The sequence below is a fragment of the Flavobacterium panici genome (genome assembly GCF_024499525.1).
In the GTDB taxonomy this organism is placed as follows: Bacteria; Bacteroidota; Bacteroidia; order Flavobacteriales; family Flavobacteriaceae; genus Flavobacterium; species Flavobacterium panici.
In genome coordinates, this window is sequence record NZ_CP100437.1 from 2097626 (window position 1) to 2119623 (window position 21998).

At 34.8% G+C, this 21998-nt stretch carries 19 protein-coding genes; 7 read left to right on the forward strand and 12 right to left on the reverse strand.

What is annotated here, in order from left to right; all coding sequences use genetic code 11:
* Positions 1–331: 331 nt before the first annotated feature.
* The gene (gene aceA, locus NLJ00_RS09200; protein ID WP_256636977.1) at positions 332–1612 is read left to right on the forward strand and encodes an isocitrate lyase; all 1281 of its coding nucleotides are present in this window, start codon (positions 332–334) and stop codon (positions 1610–1612) included.
* A gap of 209 nt (positions 1613–1821) precedes the next feature.
* Here aceA and NLJ00_RS09205 read toward each other — a convergent pair whose 3' ends face one another.
* The 7 genes from NLJ00_RS09205 to NLJ00_RS09235 form a co-directional block, all read right to left on the reverse strand.
* Positions 1822–2397, reverse strand: coding sequence for a Crp/Fnr family transcriptional regulator (locus NLJ00_RS09205; RefSeq protein ID WP_256636978.1), 576 nt, complete (start codon positions 2395–2397; stop codon positions 1822–1824).
* The gene (locus NLJ00_RS09210; protein ID WP_256636979.1) at positions 2397–2714 is read right to left on the reverse strand and encodes a DUF6370 family protein; all 318 of its coding nucleotides are present in this window, start codon (positions 2712–2714) and stop codon (positions 2397–2399) included. Before NLJ00_RS09210 ends, NLJ00_RS09205 begins: the two co-directional genes overlap by 1 nt.
* 3 nt (positions 2715–2717) lie before the next feature.
* On the reverse strand, positions 2718–3878 hold the full coding sequence (gene purT / locus NLJ00_RS09215) for a formate-dependent phosphoribosylglycinamide formyltransferase (protein ID WP_256636980.1): 1161 nt from the start codon (positions 3876–3878) through the stop codon (positions 2718–2720).
* Positions 3875–4363 carry a hypothetical protein gene (locus tag NLJ00_RS09220; protein ID WP_256636981.1) on the reverse strand — a complete coding sequence of 163 codons (489 nt, stop codon included), beginning with the start codon at positions 4361–4363 and terminating at the stop codon, positions 3875–3877. The genes purT and NLJ00_RS09220 overlap by 4 nt, the downstream gene beginning before the upstream one ends.
* A gap of 324 nt (positions 4364–4687) precedes the next feature.
* Entirely contained in the window at positions 4688–6562 is a 1875-nt protein-coding gene (locus tag NLJ00_RS09225) for a peptidase U32 family protein (RefSeq protein WP_256636982.1), read from the reverse strand.
* Positions 6563–6696: 134 nt separating this feature from the next.
* Entirely contained in the window at positions 6697–7275 is a 579-nt protein-coding gene (locus tag NLJ00_RS09230) for a hypothetical protein (RefSeq protein WP_256636983.1), read from the reverse strand.
* A 120-nt stretch (positions 7276–7395) separates the two neighbouring features.
* A complete protein-coding gene (locus NLJ00_RS09235; protein ID WP_053472040.1) occupies positions 7396–7851 on the reverse strand; it encodes a ferritin-like domain-containing protein in 456 nt (151 codons plus the stop codon).
* Positions 7852–8214: 363 nt separating this feature from the next.
* Between NLJ00_RS09235 and NLJ00_RS09240 the strand changes: the two genes are divergently transcribed.
* On the forward strand, positions 8215–9273 hold the full coding sequence (locus tag NLJ00_RS09240; protein WP_256636984.1) for a serine hydrolase domain-containing protein: 1059 nt from the start codon (positions 8215–8217) through the stop codon (positions 9271–9273).
* A 51-nt stretch (positions 9274–9324) separates the two neighbouring features.
* Here the strand turns inward: NLJ00_RS09240 and NLJ00_RS09245 are convergent, their stop codons facing one another.
* The gene (locus NLJ00_RS09245) at positions 9325–10515 is read right to left on the reverse strand and encodes a pyridoxal phosphate-dependent aminotransferase (protein ID WP_053472041.1); all 1191 of its coding nucleotides are present in this window, start codon (positions 10513–10515) and stop codon (positions 9325–9327) included.
* A 72-nt stretch (positions 10516–10587) separates the two neighbouring features.
* Positions 10588–11685, reverse strand: coding sequence for a fatty acid desaturase family protein (locus tag NLJ00_RS09250; protein WP_053472042.1), 1098 nt, complete (start codon positions 11683–11685; stop codon positions 10588–10590).
* A gap of 107 nt (positions 11686–11792) precedes the next feature.
* Here NLJ00_RS09250 and rsmG point away from each other — a divergent pair, with 107 nt between their 5' ends.
* On the forward strand, positions 11793–12422 hold the full coding sequence (gene rsmG / locus NLJ00_RS09255) for a 16S rRNA (guanine(527)-N(7))-methyltransferase RsmG (protein ID WP_256636985.1): 630 nt from the start codon (positions 11793–11795) through the stop codon (positions 12420–12422).
* Positions 12423–12495: 73 nt separating this feature from the next.
* On the opposite strand, the gene NLJ00_RS09260 is transcribed toward rsmG, so the two are convergent.
* Positions 12496–13227, reverse strand: coding sequence for a hypothetical protein (locus tag NLJ00_RS09260; RefSeq protein ID WP_256636986.1), 732 nt, complete (start codon positions 13225–13227; stop codon positions 12496–12498).
* 318 nt (positions 13228–13545) lie between these two features.
* The gene (pruA, locus tag NLJ00_RS09265; protein ID WP_256636987.1) at positions 13546–15171 is read right to left on the reverse strand and encodes an L-glutamate gamma-semialdehyde dehydrogenase; all 1626 of its coding nucleotides are present in this window, start codon (positions 15169–15171) and stop codon (positions 13546–13548) included.
* Between the two features lie 192 nt (positions 15172–15363).
* Here pruA and NLJ00_RS09270 point away from each other — a divergent pair, with 192 nt between their 5' ends.
* The 4 genes from NLJ00_RS09270 (at position 15364) to pdeM (ending at position 21599) form a co-directional block, all read left to right on the forward strand.
* Positions 15364–16425 (forward strand): ligase-associated DNA damage response exonuclease, encoded by a 1062-nt coding sequence (locus NLJ00_RS09270; RefSeq protein WP_256636988.1) that lies wholly within the window; start codon positions 15364–15366, stop codon positions 16423–16425.
* 180 nt (positions 16426–16605) lie between these two features.
* Positions 16606–18207, forward strand: a complete 1602-nt coding sequence (locus NLJ00_RS09275; RefSeq protein ID WP_256636989.1) for an ATP-dependent DNA ligase — start codon at positions 16606–16608, stop codon at positions 18205–18207.
* Positions 18208–18496: 289 nt separating this feature from the next.
* Entirely contained in the window at positions 18497–20956 is a 2460-nt protein-coding gene (locus NLJ00_RS09280; protein ID WP_256636990.1) for a ligase-associated DNA damage response DEXH box helicase, read from the forward strand.
* 7 nt (positions 20957–20963) lie between these two features.
* Complete coding sequence (gene pdeM / locus NLJ00_RS09285; RefSeq protein WP_256636991.1) at positions 20964–21599, forward strand: ligase-associated DNA damage response endonuclease PdeM; 636 nt, start codon at positions 20964–20966, stop codon at positions 21597–21599.
* Here the strand turns inward: pdeM and apaG are convergent.
* On the reverse strand, positions 21596–21982 hold the full coding sequence (gene apaG / locus NLJ00_RS09290) for a Co2+/Mg2+ efflux protein ApaG (RefSeq protein WP_073489142.1): 387 nt from the start codon (positions 21980–21982) through the stop codon (positions 21596–21598). The genes pdeM and apaG overlap by 4 nt on opposite strands.
* Positions 21983–21998 lie beyond the last annotated feature (16 nt).

Genomic DNA, 21998 nt, shown 5'->3' on the forward strand with positions numbered 1-21998 from the left:
ACACAGAATATATAAATAAAATCAGCTCAATCTGCCAAATCTGCGAGCGAATAATTTTTTCACGCAGATTTAGCGGATCAGGCAGATAAAATTCAGTATTAAATTATTTAAACACTTAGAAACATAGATTTTAATTTTTCTTTAAAAAGGGAAAAGAAAAAACTAGTTTTTCACACATAGTCCCGATAGCTATCGGGATGCATTGAAACAAGTGAAACGCCTTTAACCACAAAGTATAACTATGTTTCTATGTGTTAAAAAAATAAGTCCAGTTAAAACTGATTACTGATAACTGAGACTGAAAACTTTACTAACCACTTAAACTATACTTATGAAAACAACAGAAGACAGAATTCAGGAATTGATTAACGATTGGATAACAAACCCAAGATGGAAAGGTGTTGAACGCCCTTACACCGCTAGTGAAGTAGTTGAACTTCAGGGATCTTATCATATTGAGCATTCTATTGCGAAAATGGGAGCGCAAAAATTATGGAAAAAGTTAAAAAGTCAGGATTATGTAGCTGGTTTGGGAGCGTTGACTGGAAATCAGGCGATTCAGGAAGTCGATGCGGGTTTAGAAGCGATTTATTTGAGCGGATGGCAGGTTGCTGCTGATGCAAACCTGGCGGGCGAAATGTATCCTGACCAATCGCTTTATCCGGTAAACAGCGTTCCGATGGTGGTTAAAAAGATCAACAATGCTTTACTGCGTGCGGATCAGATTCAGACCGTAAATAAAATTGAAGATAAAAAAGATTATTTAGTTCCTATTGTAGCTGATGCTGAAGCGGGCTTTGGAGGGAATTTAAATGCTTTCGAATTAATGAAATCAATGATTGAAGCAGGAGCTTCTGGAGTTCATTTTGAAGATCAATTAAGTTCTGCTAAAAAGTGTGGCCATTTGGGTGGAAAAGTTTTGGTTCCAACTCAGGAAGCAATCAATAAATTAATTGCGGCACGTTTGGCTGCAGATGTTATGGGAGCTTCAACTTTAATCGTTGCCAGAACAGATGCAGATGCGGCAAATTTATTAACGAGCGACGCAGATCCAAGAGACAGAAAGTTTTTAACCGGAGAGAAAACTGCCGAAGGTTTCTTCTACGTAAAAAACGGAATCGAACAAGGAATTGCAAGAGGTTTGAGCTACGCACCGTACGCCGATTTAATTTGGATGGAAACCAGTAATCCGGATTTAGAATTTGCAAGAAAGTTTGCAACGGCTATGAAAAAAGAATTCCCGGATAAAATGCTGGCATACAATTGTTCTCCGTCTTTTAATTGGGCAGCAAAATTAACGGTTGCCGAGATGGAAACGTTCAGAGAAGATTTAGCAGCAATGGGATATAAATTCCAGTTCATTACTTTGGCAGGATTCCATGCATTGAATACAAGTATGTTTGAATTGTCTAAAGCGTATAAAGAACGCGGAATGGCGGGTTACTCTGAATTGCAGGAACGTGAATTCGCTTTACAGAAAAACGGATTCAGAGCGGTAAAACATCAGGCTTTTGTAGGGACTTCTTATTTCGACGCAGTTCAAAATACGGTTATGATAGGGAGATCCTCAATAACAGCGATGAAACATTCTACAGAGGTTGAGCAATTTTAATTCAAAAGAAAAGCCAGTTCGATGAACTGGCTTTATTTTTTTTGCCACAGATTAAAAGGATTAAAAGGATTTTTTTTCGCCACGAATTACACAAATTTCCACGAATTTTATTTCAATTTTTAATACGATTTAATTCGTGGAAATTTGTGTAATTCGTGGCAACATTTTTTTAAATCTATTTAATCCTTTTAATCTGTGGCAAAAAAAAACTATTTCTTCAAAAGTCTAGCTTTCATTTTGCTGAAGAATTCTGGTGTTACGCCAATGAAAGAAGCGATTTGTTTTTGAGGAACTTTATGAACCAATGTTCCGTATTTTTTAGTGAATTTTTCGAAACGTTCTTCGGCGGGTAAACTTAAATTGTCCATTAATCTTTGTTGATTAGCGACTAATGAATTTTCAATTAAAATTCTAAAAAAGCGTTCCAATTTTGGAATTTCAAGATACAATTGTTCCTGATTTTCTTTGGATAAAGAAACAACTTCGGCTTCTTCCAGAACTTCAATAAAAAGCTGTCCCGGTTTTTGCGAAAAATAACTGTACATATCGCTCATCCACCAGCCTTCGCAGGCAAATGAAAGCACATGTTCCACAATATTATCGTTGATATTGAAACTCCTTAAAATACCTGAGTTTACAAAATAAGAATGTTTACAGACTTCGCCGGCATTTAATAAAATCGTTTTGGCTTTATAAGTATTCGTTTCTAGTTTTGATAAAAAAAGTGCTTGTTCCTCTGATGTCAAAGAAACATGTTTGGCAATATTTTCAAGAATTAATGCCATTATTTTTCGTTTACTAAAGTGAATGATGTCGCTTTAAAACGATTTTTTTCTATTGTTCCGGTTACAGAAGCTTTTCTTATAGCGTTGCAAAATCCATCTTCGGCATGTGCATCTCCGTGATCGTGAATCGTAGTTCCGTCAACGAAATACGTTTTTCCGTCAATACGAACGGCTAAATCACAGCTTTTGCCTTTCATTCCAAATTGACATTCTCCACAAGAAGCTTCTACAATTGTTGGTTTATCGATTACTTTTTTAGATTGAGCTTGAGTAGCAATTCCAACAAACAGGAAAAGCACGAATATAATTTTTTTCATTTTTTATGAATTTACAGTTATTAATTTTGCCGTTTCTTTGGCGCGTTCGGTTACTTTTTCGATAGGAGTTGATAAAGAATCCTGGGTTAAAATAACTCCCATTCGGCGATACGGTCTTGAAGTTGGTTTTCCAAAAATTCTGAAATCAGTTTTTGGTAAAGCAGCTACTTTTTCAATTCCGGTAAAAGTTGGATTTGTAGAATCTTCTGATGCTAAAATTACGGCACTTGCTCCAGCTTTTTCTAATGTAATTTCAAAAATAGGGAGACTTAAAATAGCTCTTAAGTGCAATTCGAATTCGTTAAAATTCTGAGTTCCGGCCAAAGTTACCATTCCGGTATCGTGCGGACGCGGAGAAAGTTCAGAGAAATAAACGCCTTCTTTTGTCAGGAAAAATTCAACACCAAAAAGCCCGGCACCTCCAAGCGCTTCGGTAATTTTTTCAGCCATATCCTGTGCTTCATATAAATCAGCTTCAGAAACTTGTGCTGGCTGCCAGCTTTCCTGATAATCACCGCGTTCTTGTCTGTGTCCAATTGGAGCGCAAAATAAAGTTGGATTGTTATTTTGAGTAATCGTTAAAAGCGTAATTTCTGAATGAAAATCTACAAAAGCTTCTACAATAACTTCGATAACATCGCCACGCGAACCCGCAACAGCATATTGCCATGATTTTTCGATATCGCTTTCTGTTTTGATTGTTGATTGTCCTTTTCCAGATGAAGACATTAAAGGTTTTACTACGCACGGAATTCCAACTTCCTGAACGGCTTTTTGCAGTTCTTCGGCTGAAGTTGCGTATTGATATTTTGCTGTTTTTAAACCTAATTCTTTTGAAGCTAAATCACGAATTGCTTTACGGTTCATGGTAAAGTTTGCCGCTTTCGCTGAAGGTACAACGGTGATTCCTTGTTTTTCGTAATCGTAAAAACGTTCGGTGCGAATGGCTTCTATTTCAGGGACTATAAAATCGGGTTTGTGTTTGGCTACGATTCTGTCAAGTGCTTCGCCGTCGAGCATATTAATGACTTCAAAACCGTGTGCAACCTGCATGGCGGGTGCATTTTCGTAACTGTCAACTGCAATTATGGTTTGTCCGATTCGTTGTGCGGCAATGACAAATTCTTTGCCTAATTCACCTGAACCTAGGAGTAGTATTTTCATTTTATTTGATTTAAAGTTTGGGTATTTTGGCTTGCTTTTACAATAATTAAACTGCTTATAAAAATTAAAATCATTAATATAAATGATAGGAATAAAATCATTAGCATTGAAAATAGAATTTTGTCATAAAGTTCTACTCTCAATGCAACAGATATTCCGTTAAAAAATAATCCGACTATATAAAGTGTGAAAAGAGCTAATATTAATTTTGAACTTACTCCAAAAGAAAATTGAGAACAAACTTGAAAATAAGTGATTTGATTTAATGAATAACTTATTTTTTTAGCTGTATTCCAAAAAAGAAAAATGATAAATATTGGAAATAAAATTCCCCAGAAAATTGGATTCCAAAAAATACCGAAATCACATATTTGAATACATAAATCGATAAAATAACTATCCGAAAATATTAATAATGGAAAAAAAGCGGTCACAAAAATCCCAGCAATAATTGCGTGTTTTTGAATATTATTTTTTAATTCCATTTAAATTTAGTTTGGAGAGTAAAGATAAATAAAATGGAATTTATTCTCATGCAGATTTTGCAGATTCGGGAGATTTAATTTGATTGGAATTTAATTTTTAGATTAAGTAACCATGCAGTTTGTCATTTCGAGGAACGAGAAATCTTCGCGAGAAGCTCGACAAAGATTGACTTATTGGAACGGAGCTACTTGCGAAGATTTCTCGTTCCTCGAAATGACAAGATTGAGGCAAATAGCAGGATAAAAAAAGAAAAAGGTTCGCAAAGATTTTAGATTAATCTTTGCGAACCGTTGTGTATTTCTTTGTGAATCTTTGCGGTAAAATCAATGAAAATGATCTTCTTCAATTTCAAATTCAGCATCTTTTTCCCAGATTTCCATTTCACAGGGTTTACAGTTGAATTTTAGTTTGTATTCAAGTTCGCCTTGTTTCAATACCAATGGCTCTTTTACCTTAACACCTACTATGTCTTTTTGGTGTATTGGGCATTTTTTTAATTCGTATTTGATGCAATATTTCGTTGTCATTACACGAGATTTTCCTGGATCCCATTGTAATTCAAATGCTTTTTCTATTTCGGTTACACCGTGACGTTCGTAGAATTTACGAGCCGTTTTGTTTGAAACGTTGTACATGAAATCCAATTTGGTTTCAGGATACGGATGTGACGTTTTTACCATTTGGTGCTCTTCACGTTTGTAATTTGCCAAACGAATTTCAGTTAACTGATCGTAAACAGTTCTTCGCATTTCGTTGATTTTTGAAATAGGAAGGAACCAGTTTTGAGAAAACATAATATTGATTTCATCAGCAGTATAAGGTGTGAAACCTGTTTTTGCCAATTGTGTTTTGATGTTTTCTTCTATTGATTCACCAGTTTTTGTCTGCTCTTTAGCGTGTTCTAAATTAACGATACTTACATTTCCGTCTTCGTCGGTTGCGATTAATTCAAAACCAGTTTCAGTTTCTGTAAGTAGTAAAGTTGTGCTTAATTTACGAACTGCACTGTCTTCCCTTTCTACTATTTTGATGAAAGCAGCGTCGTTATTTCTATAGATGAAAGTTCCGTCTTTTACTTCTTTTAGAACGTTCGGGTAAATTTTTCCGTTTTCGGCTTTGTTTACGTAAATTCCGTCGGCTTCGTTATTTTCGTTGATGAAGCAAAGTCCGTCACCGTTATTTAATAATTCACCGTTTTCTATTTCGTAAGCGTTTCCAACCGTTCTGATTAATTTACCAATATATTGTCCTTTTGATTTTGGGCTTTCCCAAGAACCAATCGAGCTGTGTCTTTCGTTTACAAAATAGTCTGTATAACCACGATTAAAGGTTCTGCTTAAAGAAGAATCAAAAGTATAAGTACAAGTTCCCGAAGAAGCTTTCCTATATTTTTCGCTTCCTTCGCCTTCTAAAAAGCTGTCTAGTTTTTGACGTAAATAAGACACGTTGTTTTTTACGTAAACCACATCTTTCAATCGTCCTTCAATTTTAAAGGAAACGATTCCAGCTTCAATCAAATTCGGAATTTGCTCTGAAATATCTAAATCTTTTATAGAAAGTAAGTGGCTGTTTTTGATTAAAGTTTCTCCGTTTCCGTCGATTAAGTTATAAGGTAAACGGCAGTTTTGTGCGCAAGAACCACGGTTAGCGCTGCGTTCTCCGTTTGCCACACTCATATAACAGTTTCCGCTAAAAGAAACACATAAAGCTCCGGTTACGAAAAATTCTAATTCAACATCAGCGTGGTCGTAAATCGTTTTAATTTGATGCAAGTTCAATTCACGTGCTAAAACCACACGTTTAATTCCGGCATCTTTTAAGAATTTTATTTTATCGGCATCACGATTATTAGCTTGTGTGCTCGCGTGAAGTACGATAGGAGGAAGCTCCATTTCCATAATCGCCATATCCTGAATAATCAGGGCATCAACACCAATCTCGTATAATTCCCAAATCATTTGGCGGCAAGTCTCTAATTCGTTGTCGTATAAAATGGTATTCATAACGACAAAAACCTGAGCATTAAATAAATGCGCATATTGTACCAAAGCAGCAACATCTTCAATAGAGTTGTTTGCATTAGAACGTGCACCAAATTGCGGCGCACCAATATATACTGCATCAGCACCACTGTTTATGGCTGCCATTCCTCCAATTAAATCTTTAGCAGGAGCTAATATTTCGATTTTCTTCTTCATTTCTAAAACTTTAGACTTTTGTGGTATTCCCGAAAAAAAGTGTGCAAAGGTCTTATAAATTATTTGAGTTTGCTAATGATGAAGGGATTTTTTTGAAATTGTTAACTTAATATGGAATGATGATAAATGGATTTTTAATCTAATGGAAAAGAAAATCCTGCGGCTACTGCTCCAGAGAATTGATCAGCAGCTGGATGAAATAGATAAGTAAATGCAACATCTATATTGTTTTTAGGACCGAGTGCCAAACCAAAAGAGAAAGGAATGTCAAATACCATCCCGTTTTTTTTGATATTAACATCTGGAATATAAGTTTCAAAAGAACCTATTGAAGTACCAATTCCACCCTCAACAAAAGGTGCAACCCAAGGAATTGGTGCACAAATACGAACTTTTCCTCCCAAAGAAAAAGCTTTAGTTGTCACTTTATAATTTTCTGGGTTTTTTTCTAAATTTTCATTAGTTGATGTAATTATAATTCCTGCATAAGGTCGCAAGCTAAACCATGAAGTTAAACCAACTACATATTCTCCCTGAGCATAAAAACCCGAACCATCAATTATTTCTGGATTTTTTTCTTTGTAATATGACGTAGTCAATCCAAGGCCAATTGAGGCGTTGATAAATTTACCTGTGTTTTGTGCCTTGGTCGCATAAGGGAAAAAGGAAATAAAAATGAAACAAATAAATATCCTGCGTAAAGTTAAGGTCATGTTTTTTGATTTATTATTTTGGCTGCGATGAAAGTAAGATTTTTTATCAATTTTGACAAAACAAAAAAACTACCCAGTCCTAAAACCAAGTAGTTTTCAAAAAAAGCATGAACCAATCGATTAGCTTGCTTTCATTTTAATTTGCGATAAAGTATTTTGAATGCTGTTTAATTGTTTTGAAACAATAAAAACCTGACTGTGTTCTAATTCATTTTCTTCGAGCGCTTTTTTATATTTTTCGATAGCAGCTTCTTCTCCGGTAATACAAGCGTTTATAATAGCTTCGGTATCACCACCTGTGAAAGATGATTTGATATCAATCCAAGTTCTGTGTAAAGCTCCTAGTGGTCCGCCGCCTGATGTATCTGTTGATTTTCCAAGTTTATTGATTTCGTCTTGTAATTCTACAATAAATAAAGCTCTTTCACGAGCATATTCAAGAAAATCAGCTTTAATGGCTAAATTCTCTACATGTTCTGCGGCGTTTGTATATCCTAGTTTTCCATCTTCAAGAATTGAAATTAATCCTTCTAAAGTTTTCACTGTTTCTTTTGTGGTTTCATCTGTATGTATCATGACTAATAGTTTTTAAATTAATACATTACAAAGTTGGCGATTTATAAAGTGTTATGTTTTACAGGATTATATGTGGTGTTTTACAATATTGTGGAATGGGAATTTTGAAAGTTTATTTTTTTTGTTCTCGCAGATTTAGCAGATTCAGCTGATTTTTTCTTTTGAAAATGAATTGTGTCGTTTCCGTTTTGCGTGAGGGATAGTAGTGAAAAGCCCGCAGTCTCGTCTTTTGACGAGACGAGGACTTGTAACGGATAGCCCGACCCGGAGGGGCACGCCCAAAAATTATAGAAACTTATTTTTTGTAACCTTTAATTGATTGATGCCGTCAAAGCTTTATCAATCAAACTAAATCATCACAAAATGAAAACAATCTTAAAATCGTTTATTGTTCTGTTTATAATGGCTTGTTCGGGTTTGTCGGCTCAGAATTTAGAAACTAAAATAGATAGTTTAATTACTTCAAAGTTTAAACCTGAAAACCCAGGAGCTGTTTTTCTTGCAGTTAAGAAAGGGAAAGTAGTGTATAGAAAAGCTTTTGGAATGGCTGATTTAGAAATGAATATTAAAATGAAGCCTGAATTTGTTTTTGAAATTGGTTCGATGACCAAACAATTTACGGCTGTTTCTGTTTTAATGCTTGCTGAACAGGGAAAACTGAAGCTTGATGATGAAATTACGAAGTTTATTCCGGATTATCCAACGAATGGAAATGTGATTACACTGCATCATTTGCTTACACATACTTCAGGAATTAAAGATTTTACGAGTATGAAATCGATTAAAGATATTGCCAGACAGGATTTATCGCCTAAAGAATTAGTAGATTTTTTTAAGAATGAACCTGTTGATTTTAAACCTGGCGAACAATATAAATATTGCAATTCGGGATATATGCTTTTGGGTTATATAATTGAAATCGTATCAGGAAAGACTTATGAGGAATTCATAACTCAAAATATTTTTAAGAAAGCAGGAATGGAGAATAGTTATTATGCAAGTCATGATAAAATTATTAAAAACAGGGTATCTGGTTATCGTGACAAGAATGGTTATATAAATGCAAATTATATTAGTTTTTCTATTCCGTATGCTTCGGGATCGATAATGTCCAATGTTGATGATTTGCTGAAATGGCAAAATGCAATAAATACCAATATATTATTAAATCCAGTTTATACAGAAAAAGCTTTTACGAATTATAAGCTAAATAACGGGACGAATATAGATTATGGATACGGCTGGCATTTAGAAAAGGTGAAAAACAAAATAATCCGTGAACATGGCGGAAGTATTTTCGGTTTTAAATCTATGGGAGTTTATGAGCCGACAGAACAAATTTATGTGGTTGGTTTGAGTAATTGTGAATGTAATTCTCCAACTTCAATTACAAAAGATATCGCTGCTCTTTTAATTGATTAAACAAAAAAAGGGTGTTTTTAAAACACCCTTTTTACTTTATATTATAGCTAATTATACAGTCAAAGCTTCTTTGATTCTGCGTAATGCTTCTTTCAAAATATCGTTGCTTGTTGCGTAAGAGAAGCGGATACAGTTTGGATTTCCGAAAGCGTCTCCAGTTACTGTTGCTACGTTTGCCTCAGCCAAAAGATACATCGAAACGTCGTTTGCATCTTTAATTTCAGTTCCTTTTAATGTTTTTCCGAAGAAAGAAGAAACGTCTGGGAATACGTAGAATGCACCTTCTGGAACGTTGATTTTTACTCCCGGGATTTCTTTTAATAATCCCACAACTAAGTCTCTACGACCGTGGAAAGCCTGAACCATTTCGTTTAATACGCTTGGGTCAGCATCTACTGCAGTAATTGTAGCTCTTTGTGCCACAGAGTTTGCTCCAGATGTTACTTGTCCCTGAATTTTTGTACACGCTTTTGCGATAAATTCCGGAGCTCCAATATATCCAATTCTGTATCCTGTCATTGCAAATGCTTTTGCAACTCCGTTTACTGTGATTGTTTTCTCTAACATTCCCGGGATAGAACCGATACTGCAGAAAGTTCCTGAGAAATTGATGTGCTCATAAATCTCATCGGCAACTACATAAATATTTGGGTGTTTTTCTAAAACTTTTGCAAGTGCTGTTAATTCTTCTCTGCTGTAAACAGATCCTGAAGGATTACAAGGAGAAGAGAACCACATCATTTTTGTTTTTGGCGTGATTGCAGCTTCTAATTGCTCTGGAGTAATTTTGAAATCTGTTTCTACAGAAGTAGGAACTTCAACCGGAACTCCGCCAGAAAGTTTTACGATTTCGAAATAAGAAACCCAGTATGGTGCTGGTAAAATAACTTCGTCACCATCATTTAACATTACTTGTGCAATGTTGTATAAAGATTGTTTTGCTCCTGTAGAAACTACGATTTGAGATGGTTTGTACTCTAAATCATTGTCTCTTTTAAATTTTCTGCAGATAGCTTCTTTTAAATCCTGATATCCATCAACAGGAGAATATGTACTGTAATTATCGTCGATTGCTTTTTTTGCAGCTTCTTTGATAAAGTCTGGTGTATTGAAATCTGGTTCACCCAAACTTAAACTGATAATGTCTTTTCCTTGTGCTTTTAATTCGCGAGCTAAAGCTGCCATTGCCAATGTCTGCGAAGTCGCAAGATTGTTGATTCTGTCCGAAAGAATATGGTTCATTATAAAAATTTTGAATGTCCTTAATTGTTGCGCTATTTAAGGATGGTTAATTATTAATAGATTTTTTTTAGTTTAAACAGATAATTCAGGTTTCATTCCTAAGTCACGCAAATGTTTAAAGTGAGCTGCAATAGCACTTCTCATTGTTTTGTATTCGTAATATGGTAAATTACATTCTTTTGCAGTTTCCTTTACGATTTTTGCAATTTTACCATAGTGAATGTGACTGATATTTGGAAAAATATGATGTTCAATTTGGTGGTTTAATCCGCCAGTGTACCAGTTTACGATTGCATTTTTTGGTGCAAAATTAGTTGTAGTATACAATTGGTGAACTGCCCATGTATTGTCCATTTCTCCTAATTCATTTGGAGATGGATTTGTAGTATGATCTACAACGTGTGCTAATTGAAATACAACACTTAAGATTAATCCGGCTGTGTAGTGCATTACGAAAAATCCTAGAAGCACTTTCCACCATGTAATTCCAATAAGTATTGGTAAAACAATCCAGATTGAAATGTAAATTACTTTTGTAATAATTAATGTTGTCCAAAGAATTTTTGGACTTTTTGGTTCACCGTAAGATAATTTTCTTTTCAGATAATTTCTCATTTGCTTAAAATCGGTAGTAATCGCCCAATTGAAAGTCAATAAACCGTATAAGAAAACAGAGTAATAATGTTGAAAACGGTGAAAACTATGCCATTCAGCATGTTCTGTAAAACGGATAATCCTTCCCGCATCCAGATCTTCATCGTGTCCGGGAATATTAGTATAAGTATGGTGAAGCACATTGTGCTGAACCTGCCAGTTGTAAACGTTTCCGGCAAGAACATAAATAGTTCCGCCCATGAATTTATTAATCCAGCTTTTGTTAGAGTATGAACCGTGATTACCATCGTGCATTACGTTCATTCCAACGCCTGCCATCCCTACGCCAATGACGATTGATAAAAGCAGCATTACCCAAAAAGGCATGTTTAATGTAAGAATTAAAAAATAAGGAGTTAAAAAAACTGCGAATAGAATAACGGCTTTTAAGTGTAACTTCCAGTTTCCAGTTTTCTGAATGTTGTTCTCCTTAAAGTAATTGTTTACCCGTGAGTTAAGTGTTCTGAAAAACTTCAGATTGTCTTGCCTTGCAAAAGTTGGAGCAGTGTTATTCATAATTGTTTTAAATAGTTTTCAAAGGTAATTATTATAAATTCTCAATTTGCAAAATTGAGTTAAATATTTCAATCGTAAAGTAGTACTTTTGTTAAAAATTTACTGCAATGGATGAGATATTGAAATATTTTCCTGATTTGACCGATCTTCAAATAGAACAATTTCAAAAATTAGACTTTTTATACCACGATTGGAATGAAAAAATCAATGTGATTTCACGTAAAGACATTGATTCCTTATATACAAAACACATTTTACATTCTTTAGGGATTGCTAAAATTATGAAGTTCGAACCCGGAGCAACAGTTCTGGATGTTGGAACCGGCGGCGGTTTTCCAGGAATCCCATTAGCGATTCTTTTTCCGGAAACCCGTTTTTATTTAATTGATGTTATTGCTAAAAAGATAAAAGTAGTTCAGGGTGTTGTTGATGCATTAGAATTAAAGAACGTAAAAGCTGAACAAAAACGTGCTGAATTGGTAAAAGGCGATTTCGATTTTATCGTAAGCCGTGCCGTAACCAATATGCCGGATTTTGTTTCATGGATAAAAGATAAAATTAAAAAACAGCATAAGCATACTTTAAAAAATGGAATTTTATATTTAAAGGGCGGCGACCTGGCCGAAGAATTAAAAGATTTTCCAAGTGCAACTTTGTATGATTTGGCAGCAATATTTGATGATGAATTTTTTGAAACTAAAAAAGTGGTTCATCTTCCTTTAAAGTTTAAACCCTAAGTTAAACATAAAAGATAAATAACCCGTAAAGAATTTCTTTCCGGGTTATTTTTTGAATTAATAGTTTTTACTACTAAGATGCTCTCCTGGAAAAATCCAGAAAAGGATTTGCTTTTATGTCTAAATTATCAATAAAGTTATGAATGGCATTTTCTGATGCTTCTACAGAGTATTTAAACTCAGTATCAAAGAACAATTCTCTGCATAAAACCGGTTCGTTTGAAGAATCATAAACTGCTTCATCAGTTTCATCAAGATTATCATAGCTATATTGACAAGGATATAAACGAATTAGTTCGGCAATTGTTTTCTCGAACCATTTATCAAATGTTTTCTTTTTTGGAGTTACGTGTCGGGCTAATAAGGTCAGACCTACAAGTTCGCTTTGAAGCAGGTAAGATCCTTTTCTGTATTTTACATCGACCATTCTCACATTCATTAGAGCGATCCATAAAGCCCCGTTTACTAAACCATTAGCAGGTATATCAAGATTGCAGTCAAATAATAAAGGATTTGTTTGCTCACGATCGTTAATGGAGCACCAAAGTGCTTCAATACGTTTTTGTGTGTCTTGCGTAAATTGTGTATAACCTGTAAAACGCCAATAAACCCATTCTAATAAAGCAGCTGTTAAACCTACAGACGCTTTATGGTTAATTTGCATTAATACACATTCTAATGCATCATTTCCTTCAATAGGATCTAAAAGCTGATCTATTTTCTTTTTTGTCCATTTAAAATTAATAGGATGTCCAATACTTTTTGCTTCTGAAATTACCTGTGGAACATTGTTTAAATTTCTCATATTTTTTAGTTGTTTATCTTGTATAACTTGTAATTTTTTACAGGGACAAATTTAGAGTGATGTGTCTTTTTAGAATGGAACAAGAAGTTTTTAAAATATCAAAATATGTTTTTTTCGCAACGTATGTTGTTGATAATTAGATATATAAGAAAAGTACTACAATTTTTAAAATTGTCTTGTATATAAGACTCATACAGATTTAATTATAACTTTATTATTAGCAAAAGTATCTAAACAGCAAAAGCCGAATCTTTTTTAAGATTCGGCTTTTTATATGGACAGGTCACAAAACATGAAACCTGAATTTGAAACAAAAAATTAACCTAAGAAAGGATATCTGTAATCTTCTGGAGTTACAAAAGTTTCTTTAATAGTTCTTGGAGAAGCCCAACGTAATAAGTTCAATGCAGAACCTGCTTTATCGTTAGTTCCAGAAGCTCTTGCACCACCAAATGGCTGCATTCCAACAACTGCTCCAGTTGGCTTGTCATTAATGTAGAAGTTACCGGCAGCATTTTGCAATTTAGTAGTTGCTACTTCAATAGCATAACGATCCTGGCTGAAAACTGCTCCGGTTAAAGCATATTCAGAAGTAGTATCAACTAATTCTAAAGCTTCTTCCCATTTAGCATCTTCGTAAACATAAATCGTGATTACTGGTCCGAATAATTCGGTTTCCATTGTAGTATATTTTGGATTTGTAGTTACAATAACTGTTGGCTCAATAAAATATCCAACTGATTTATCGTAATTTCCTCCAATGATAATTTCAGCATCAGCATCTTTTTTAGCCTGATCAATATAACTAGCTAATTTGTCAAAAGAACCTTCGTGAATAACTGCTGTGATAAAGTTTCCGAAATCTTCCGGAGAACCCATTTTCATAGATTTTACATCAGTAATTAATTGTTCTTTTACAGCCGGCCATAAACTTTGCGGAATATAAGCTCTTGAAGCTGCAGAACATTTTTGACCTTGAAATTCAAAAGCTCCACGAGTAATACCCGTAACAACTTGTTTTACGTTTGCGCTTGGGTGTGCAATGATAAAATCTTTACCACCAGTTTCACCAACGATTCTTGGATACGTTTTGTAATTGTGAATGTTTGCTCCAATTTTAGCCCAGATATCTTTAAATACATGAGTTGAACCTGTAAAGTGAACACCAGCAAAATCGCGGCTGGCTAAAACTGTATCTGTAATCATTAAAGCATCTCCAAAAACAACGTTGATAACACCGTCTGGAACTCCAGCTTCTTTGAAAACATCAATAATAACTTTTGCAGAAAATACCTGGCTGTCACTTGGTTTCCAAACCACAACGTTACCCATCATTGCAGCACTTGCAGGAAGGTTTGCAGCAATAGCAGTAAAGTTAAAAGGAGTAATAGCGTAAACAAAACCTTCAAGAGGTCTGTATTCTAAACGGTTCCAAACAGTAGAATCAGATTTTGGCTGATCGTTGTAGATTTGAGTCATAAACTCAACATTGTAACGTAAAAAGTCAATTAATTCACAAGAAGCATCAATTTCTGCCTGGTGAATATTTTTAGATTGACCAATCATAGTTGCAGCATTAATACGCGCTCTGTAAGGACCAGCGATTAATTCAGCAGCTTTTAAGAAAATAGCAGCACGTTGTTCCCATGCCATATTTGCCCACGCTTTTCTTGATTCAAGAGCATTTGCAATCGCTTTTTCGATATGTTGTTTTTCAGCTAAATGATATTTTCCAACGATGTGTTTGTGATCATGAGGAGCTGTAATATTTCTTGTGTTTCCAGTTTTGATTTCTTCACTTCCAATATATAAAGGAACATCAATTTGAGAGTTCCACATTGTAGTGTAAGCTGCCTGAACAGCTGCTTTTTCTGGTGAGTTCGGTGCGTAACCTTTTACAGGTTCGTTTACCGCTTTTGGTACATGAAAGAATCCTTTTAACATGGGATAAATTGTTTTAAAATTTACGAATTGTTTAATTTTATACAAAAGTACAAATGATAATTTGATTATATCACAATACAATATTAAAAAGTTGTAATTTAATAAACTAATCAGGTGAAGTTGTAAAACGAAGTTTTCTATAAACGTTTAAATTTGAGATACTTCTGAAAAGATGTTTTTAAATGTATTATTATGAAAATCCCCCTCTTAGCTTTTAATGACAAAGGTATTTACTGCCAGCAGGCAGATGTTTACCTTGATCCGTGGCGACCTGTAAAAAACGCCATAATCACACACGGACATGCCGATCACTCGCGCTGGGGACATCAAAATTATATTACACATCATACCAATATTCCCATAATCCGACATCGTTTGGGAGAAATAAATGTTACCGGAAAAGAATGGGGAGAAACCTTTGTAATCAATAATGTAAAATTTTCCCTTCATCCTGCCGGACATATTATTGGAAGTTCTCAGATCAGAGTAGAACACAAAGGCGAAGTCTGGGTTTTTACCGGAGATTATAAAACAGAAGACGACGGAATTTCAACTCCGTATGAAGTTGTAAAATGCGACACTTTTATAACCGAATGTACTTTCGGACTTCCAGCTTTCAATTGGACGCCGCAAACCGAAGTTATTACAGAAATTAATAATTGGTGGGCAGAAAATAAAGCAGAAGGCAGAACTTCAATTCTGTTTGGATATTCTTTAGGAAAAGCACAAAGACTTTTAAAATATTTAGATACTGATATTGGAAAAATATACACCCACGGCGCCATCGAAAATATGACAAATGTTTTACGCCCGATGGTTTATTTTCCTCCAACTGAATTAATAACCAGAGAAACCAAAAGAGAAGCTCTTTTAGGAAATATAGTTCTCGCTCCGCCAAGCGCACACGGAAGTATCTGGATTAGAAAAATGACGCCTTTTGTAACCGGTTCAGCAAGCGGATGGATGGCCTTTAGAGGTGCAAGACGCAGACGTGCCATTGATAAAGGTTTCGTTTTAAGCGATCACTGCGACTGGCATTCTTTATTAGAAAGCGTCAAAGCAACCGGCGCAGAACGAGTAATTTGCACGCATGGTTATACCGATATTTTTGCCAAATATTTAAGAGAATTAGGTTACGATGCCAGAACTGAAAAAACACAATACGAAGGTGAAGCAGCAGAAATGGAAAAAGAAGAAAAAGAAACCGAAATAGATCAAAATGAAACTTCGATTATTTCTGAAAATTTGCAATGAAAAAATTTAACACATAGTAACATAGTTTTTCTTTGTGGTTAAAGGCATTTCATTTTTTCTAAACAAACATAGCTATGTGTAAAAATCTAGATTTTTTCTAAACTCTTTTTTTAGCAATAAAACCTATGTTTCTATGTGTTTAAAAACTATACACAATGAGTTTAAAATAGTATGATGTAAATGAAAAATTTCGCCCAACTTATAAAAACACTGGACAGTTCTAATAAAACGAACGTAAAAGTCGATGCTTTGACGATGTATTTTAAAAATGCATCGCCGGAAGATAAAGTATGGACTATTGCGATTCTTTCACATCGTCGTCCGGCAAGACCTGTTAATACCACTTTATTAAGGCTTTGGGCAAATGAACTGGCGAATATTCCGTTATGGCTTTTTGAAGAAAGTTATCATATTGTGGGCGATTTGGCTGAAACTATTGCTTTGATAATTCCAACTACAAAAGAACATTCTGATAAAAGTTTAACCGAGTTTCTACAGGAAATCATAGCCTTAAAAAAGAAAACCGATCCAGAGAAAAAGGAATATCTGCATGAAAACTGGATGGCTTTAAATTATTACGAACGTTTCGTTTTCACCAAATTAATTACCGGAAGCTTCAGAATCGGCGTAAGCCAAAAATTAATGACACGTGCTTTATCAAAAGCAGAAGAAGTAGATGAAGATGCACTGGCTTATAAATTAATGGGAAACTGGAATCCCAATACTATTACATTTCAGGAATTGATTCTGGATGAAAAAAGTTCCGATTATTTATCAAAACCTTATCCGTTTTATCTCGCGTATCCAATTGAAGGTGATGTCGAAGATTTAGGAAATCCCGAAGATTGGTCCATCGAACATAAATGGGATGGAATACGTTCGCAAACCATTATTCGAGATGATGAAATTTATGTTTGGTCAAGAGGCGAGGAGCTGGTTACCGATAAATATCCTGAGTTTAAATCTTTCGTTGGACTTATCCCAAACGGAACTGTAATTGATGCAGAAATCTTGGCTTTTCCCGAAAATGAAATAGGAACATTTAATGATCTACAAGCCAGGATTGGGCGTAAAACCATATCGGCAAATCTGCTGGAAAAAGTTCCTGTAATTCTTAAAGCGTATGATATTTTAGAATGGGAAGGAAAAGATATTCGAAATTTACCGTATATAGAAAGAAGAAAATTATTGGAAGATTTATATGAAGAAATAAAAGATTATACGACTTCTTTTCAACTTTCAAAACGGGTTGCTTTAACTTCTTGGGAAGATGTAGCAAAGGAAAGAGAGCGCGCCCGCGAAATGAAGAGCGAAGGTTTGATGATAAAAAGAAACAATTCACCTTATCAAGTTGGAAGAAAAAAAGGTGATTGGTGGAAATGGAAAATCGAACCTTTGGTAATCGATGCCGTTCTGACTTACGCCATGCGAGGACACGGACGAAGATCTAATTTATTTACCGATTATACTTTTGCGCTTTGGCAAAACAATGAAAAGGGAGAAAAAGAACTCGTCACTTTCGCAAAAGCCTATTCCGGTTTAACCGATGCCGAATTCAGAAAAGTGGATGATTTTATAAAAAAGAATACTTTAGAACGTTTTGGCCCCGTTAGAAGCGTAACACCAAAGTTGGTTTTTGAAATTGGTTTTGAAGGAATTTCGCTTTCCAAAAGACATAAAAGCGGAATTGCTACAAGATTTCCAAGAATTTTGAGATGGCGACAAGACAAAAAAATAGAAGAAGCCAATTGTATTGAAGATTTAAAAAGTATGATTTCGTAATACGTTGACAATTTTTAAACACATAGAAACATAGATTTTAATGCTAAAAAGAGTTTAAAAAAAATCTAGATTTTCACACATAGCTATGTTTGTTAATGCAAGTGAAACGCCTTTATGCAGTTTTAATAACTATGTTTTTATGTGTTAAAATTACCGCCACGAATTTCATGGATTTCCACGAATTAATTTTCACACAATGATTTGTGAAAATTCGTGAAATTCGTGGCAAAAAAAATCATTTTTAATCATTAAAATCTGTGGCATTATTCTAATATTCAAAATATAATAAATGAATAGGGACGAATTATATGTATTAGCCGAAAACTGGTTTAAAAGCCAGGGTTGGAAATCTTTTCCATTCCAGACACAAACCTGGACTGCTTTTTTGCAGGAAAAAAACGGTTTATTAAACGCGCCAACCGGAAGTGGGAAAACCTATGCTTTATGGTTTCCTGTAGTTCTCGATTATATTAAAAAAAATCCTGATTATAAAACTAAACATAAACCCGGATTAAAAGCAATCTGGATTACGCCATTACGTGCACTATCTGTAGAAATAAAACAAGCAGCAGAACGAATTATTACAGATTTAGATTTGCCATTAACTGTCGGAATTCGTTCCGGAGATACTTCGCAAAGTGAAAGAGCAAAGCAGAAAAACAAAATGCCCGATCTTTTAATTACAACGCCCGAAAGTTTGCAGCTTCTTTTAGCATCAAAACAATATGAAAAAACCTTTGCCAATTGCGGTGCCATTGTAGTTGACGAATGGCACGAATTAATGGGAACTAAACGAGGCGTGCAAATGGAATTAGCGCTTTCGAGATTAAAAACAATTGCACCAAAAATGCGAATTTGGGGGATTTCGGCAACAATAGGAAATCTCGAATTAGCACAAGAAGTTTTGTTAGGACATGATACGGAAGCGTATAAAAATTCCGTTTTGATAAAAGCACATATCAATAAAAAAATAAAGATAGAATCGATTCTGCCTGAAAAAATGGAAACCTATCCGTGGCGCGGACACATGGGTTTACATTTGATTGATGAGGTTGCGAAAATTATCCGAAAAAGCAAAACGACTTTAATTTTTACCAATGTGCGTTCTGCCTGCGAAATTTGGTTTCAGGCTATTTTAGAAAAATATCCGGAATTTGCAGGCGAAATGGCCATGCATCACGGCAGTATCAGCAGAGAAACTCGTTTGTGGGTTGAAAACGCAATTAGAAACGAAGAATTAAAAGTCGTGGTTTGTACTTCGAGTTTAGATCTTGGTGTCGATTTTGCACCTGTTGAAACCATAATTCAGGTTGGCGGACCAAAAGGAGTTGCAAGATTTCTGCAAAGAGCGGGACGAAGCGGACATCAGCCTGGAAAAGAAAGTGTGATTTACTTTCTCGCCACACATGCGATGGAATTAATCGAAGCTTCGGCATTAAAAAAAGCAGTTGCCCAAACCGTTGTCGAAGACCGAATGCCGTATTTAAACAGCTGGGATGTTTTAGTGCAATATTTAAATACACTCGCAGTTTCTGACGGATTTTTTCCGGATGAAATTTACGAAGAAGTTAAAACAACATTTTGTTATCAAAATATAACCAAAGAAAACTGGAACTGGATTTTGAATTTCATAACCAACGGAAGCCAGAGTTTGCAAGCTTACGATGAATTCAAAAAAGTAGAAATTGAAGAAGACGGACGTTATAAAATCAACAGCCGTTTTATTGCCATGCATCACAGAATGCAAATGGGAACAATTGTGGGCGACGCCGTTTTGAATGTGAAATTTTTAAGTGGAGGATTTATTGGAACTGTGGAAGAATGGTTTGCTTCAAAATTACAGCGAGGCGATGTTTTTACTTTTGCCGGAAGGCGGCTTGAATTATTTCAAATTAAAAATATGCAGGTTTTAGTTCGAAAAGCCGATCCTAAAAAAACTGCACGAGTGGTAAGCTGGATGGGAGGACGAATGACGTTATCGGCACAAATGAGTGAATTGCTTCGGGAAGAATTATACGCCGCAAACACAGATCATTTAACTCCCGAATTAAAAGCTTTGAAACCTATTTTTGACAGACAAAGAAAAGAAAGTATTGTACCTAATAATGACGAATTTTTAATAGAAACTTTTAAAACACGCGAAGGTTTTCATGCGATTTTTTATCCTTTTGAAGGCCGATATGTTCACGAAGCAATGGCTAGTTTAATTTCCTATAGAATAAGTTTATTGTCGCCAATCACTTTTTCGCTGGCTTATAATGATTACGGATTCGAATTGCTTTCTGATCAGGAAATTGATATGCAGTCTGTTTTTGATAATAATTTGTTTACTACAGAATATGTTCATCATGACTTGCAGAAAAGCTTAAACGCAACCGAAATGGCGCGTCGAAAATTTCGTGATATTGCCGTAATCGCGGGTTTAGTTTTTACCGGAATGCCCGGAAAACCAGTTAAAACAAAACATTTGCAAAGTGGTTCACAATTGCTTTTTGAAGTTTTTAGGGATTATGAACCCGATAATTTATTATTACAGCAGGCTTATATTGAAACCTTTGAACATCAGTTAGAAGAAGGACGTTTAATTCAGGCCATGGAAAGAATAAATAATCAGACGATTGTCTGGAAACAATGCAAAAAGCCAACGCCATTTAGTTTTCCTATAATTACAGATCGATTAAGGGAAAAAATATCCAGCGAAACATTACAAGAAAGAATTAAAAAAATGACAGCGAGTTACATGAAATAATTACAATATGAAGATCAGTATCAACAATCAAAATTTCGTTTTGCATCAATCCGGAACCGCTTTTTGGGAAGAAAAGAAGATGCTCTTAATCTCTGATTTACATTTGGGGAAAATTGCGCATTTTAGAAAACACGGAATGGCAATTCCGGAGAAAGCGGTTTTGGAAAATTTTGCAAGATTAAATGAAGTGTTGAATCTATTCGATTCTGAAACGATTATTTTTCTTGGAGATTTATTCCACAGTAAAATCAATAACGAATGGGATTTTTTTGCTGATTGGACTAAAACGGTTTCTCAGCAGATTATTCTGATTGAAGGGAATCACGATATTATCTCAAAAAAAAACTACGCCGATTTAAATATCGAAATTTACGAAGAATTGATAATCGATGATTTTCTATTAACGCATCATCCCACAACACGAGAAAACTTTTTTAATTTTTGCGGACATATTCATCCCGGAATAAAACTAAAAGGATTAGGGAAACAATTTTTGAGTTTGTCCTGTTTTTTTAGAAAACCGCATCAATTGATTTTTCCTTCTTTTGGAGAATTCACAGGCAATTTTTACTTAATTCCCGAAGAAAATGACCAAGTTTACGCCATTACAAAAGAAGAAGTAATAGAAATAGCGATGAATTAATTCAATGCAAAAGGAGCACACATTCTAAAAGTAGGCACAATTACTTTAAATGTTTTGGTTGTAGTGAAATTGATCATATTAAAATGACCTTTCATAGCGCCGTAAGGAGAAGATAATAAACAACCAGAACTGTAAGTGTGATTTTCACCTGGTTTTAAAACAGGTTTTTTGCCTATAACGCCTTCACCATCAACGATATCTAAGTCGTTTAATGAATCATGGATTTCCCAGTGGCGAGAAGTAAGCTGAACAGAATCTTTACTATGATTTTCGATTGTAACTACGTAACTAAAAGCAAAGTGAATCTTGTAGTTCTTGAAGTAAGTGCCTTCAAAACTAGTTAGAACCGATATTTTTATGCCTCGTGTAATTTGAGAAACCATATTAACCTAGTAAATC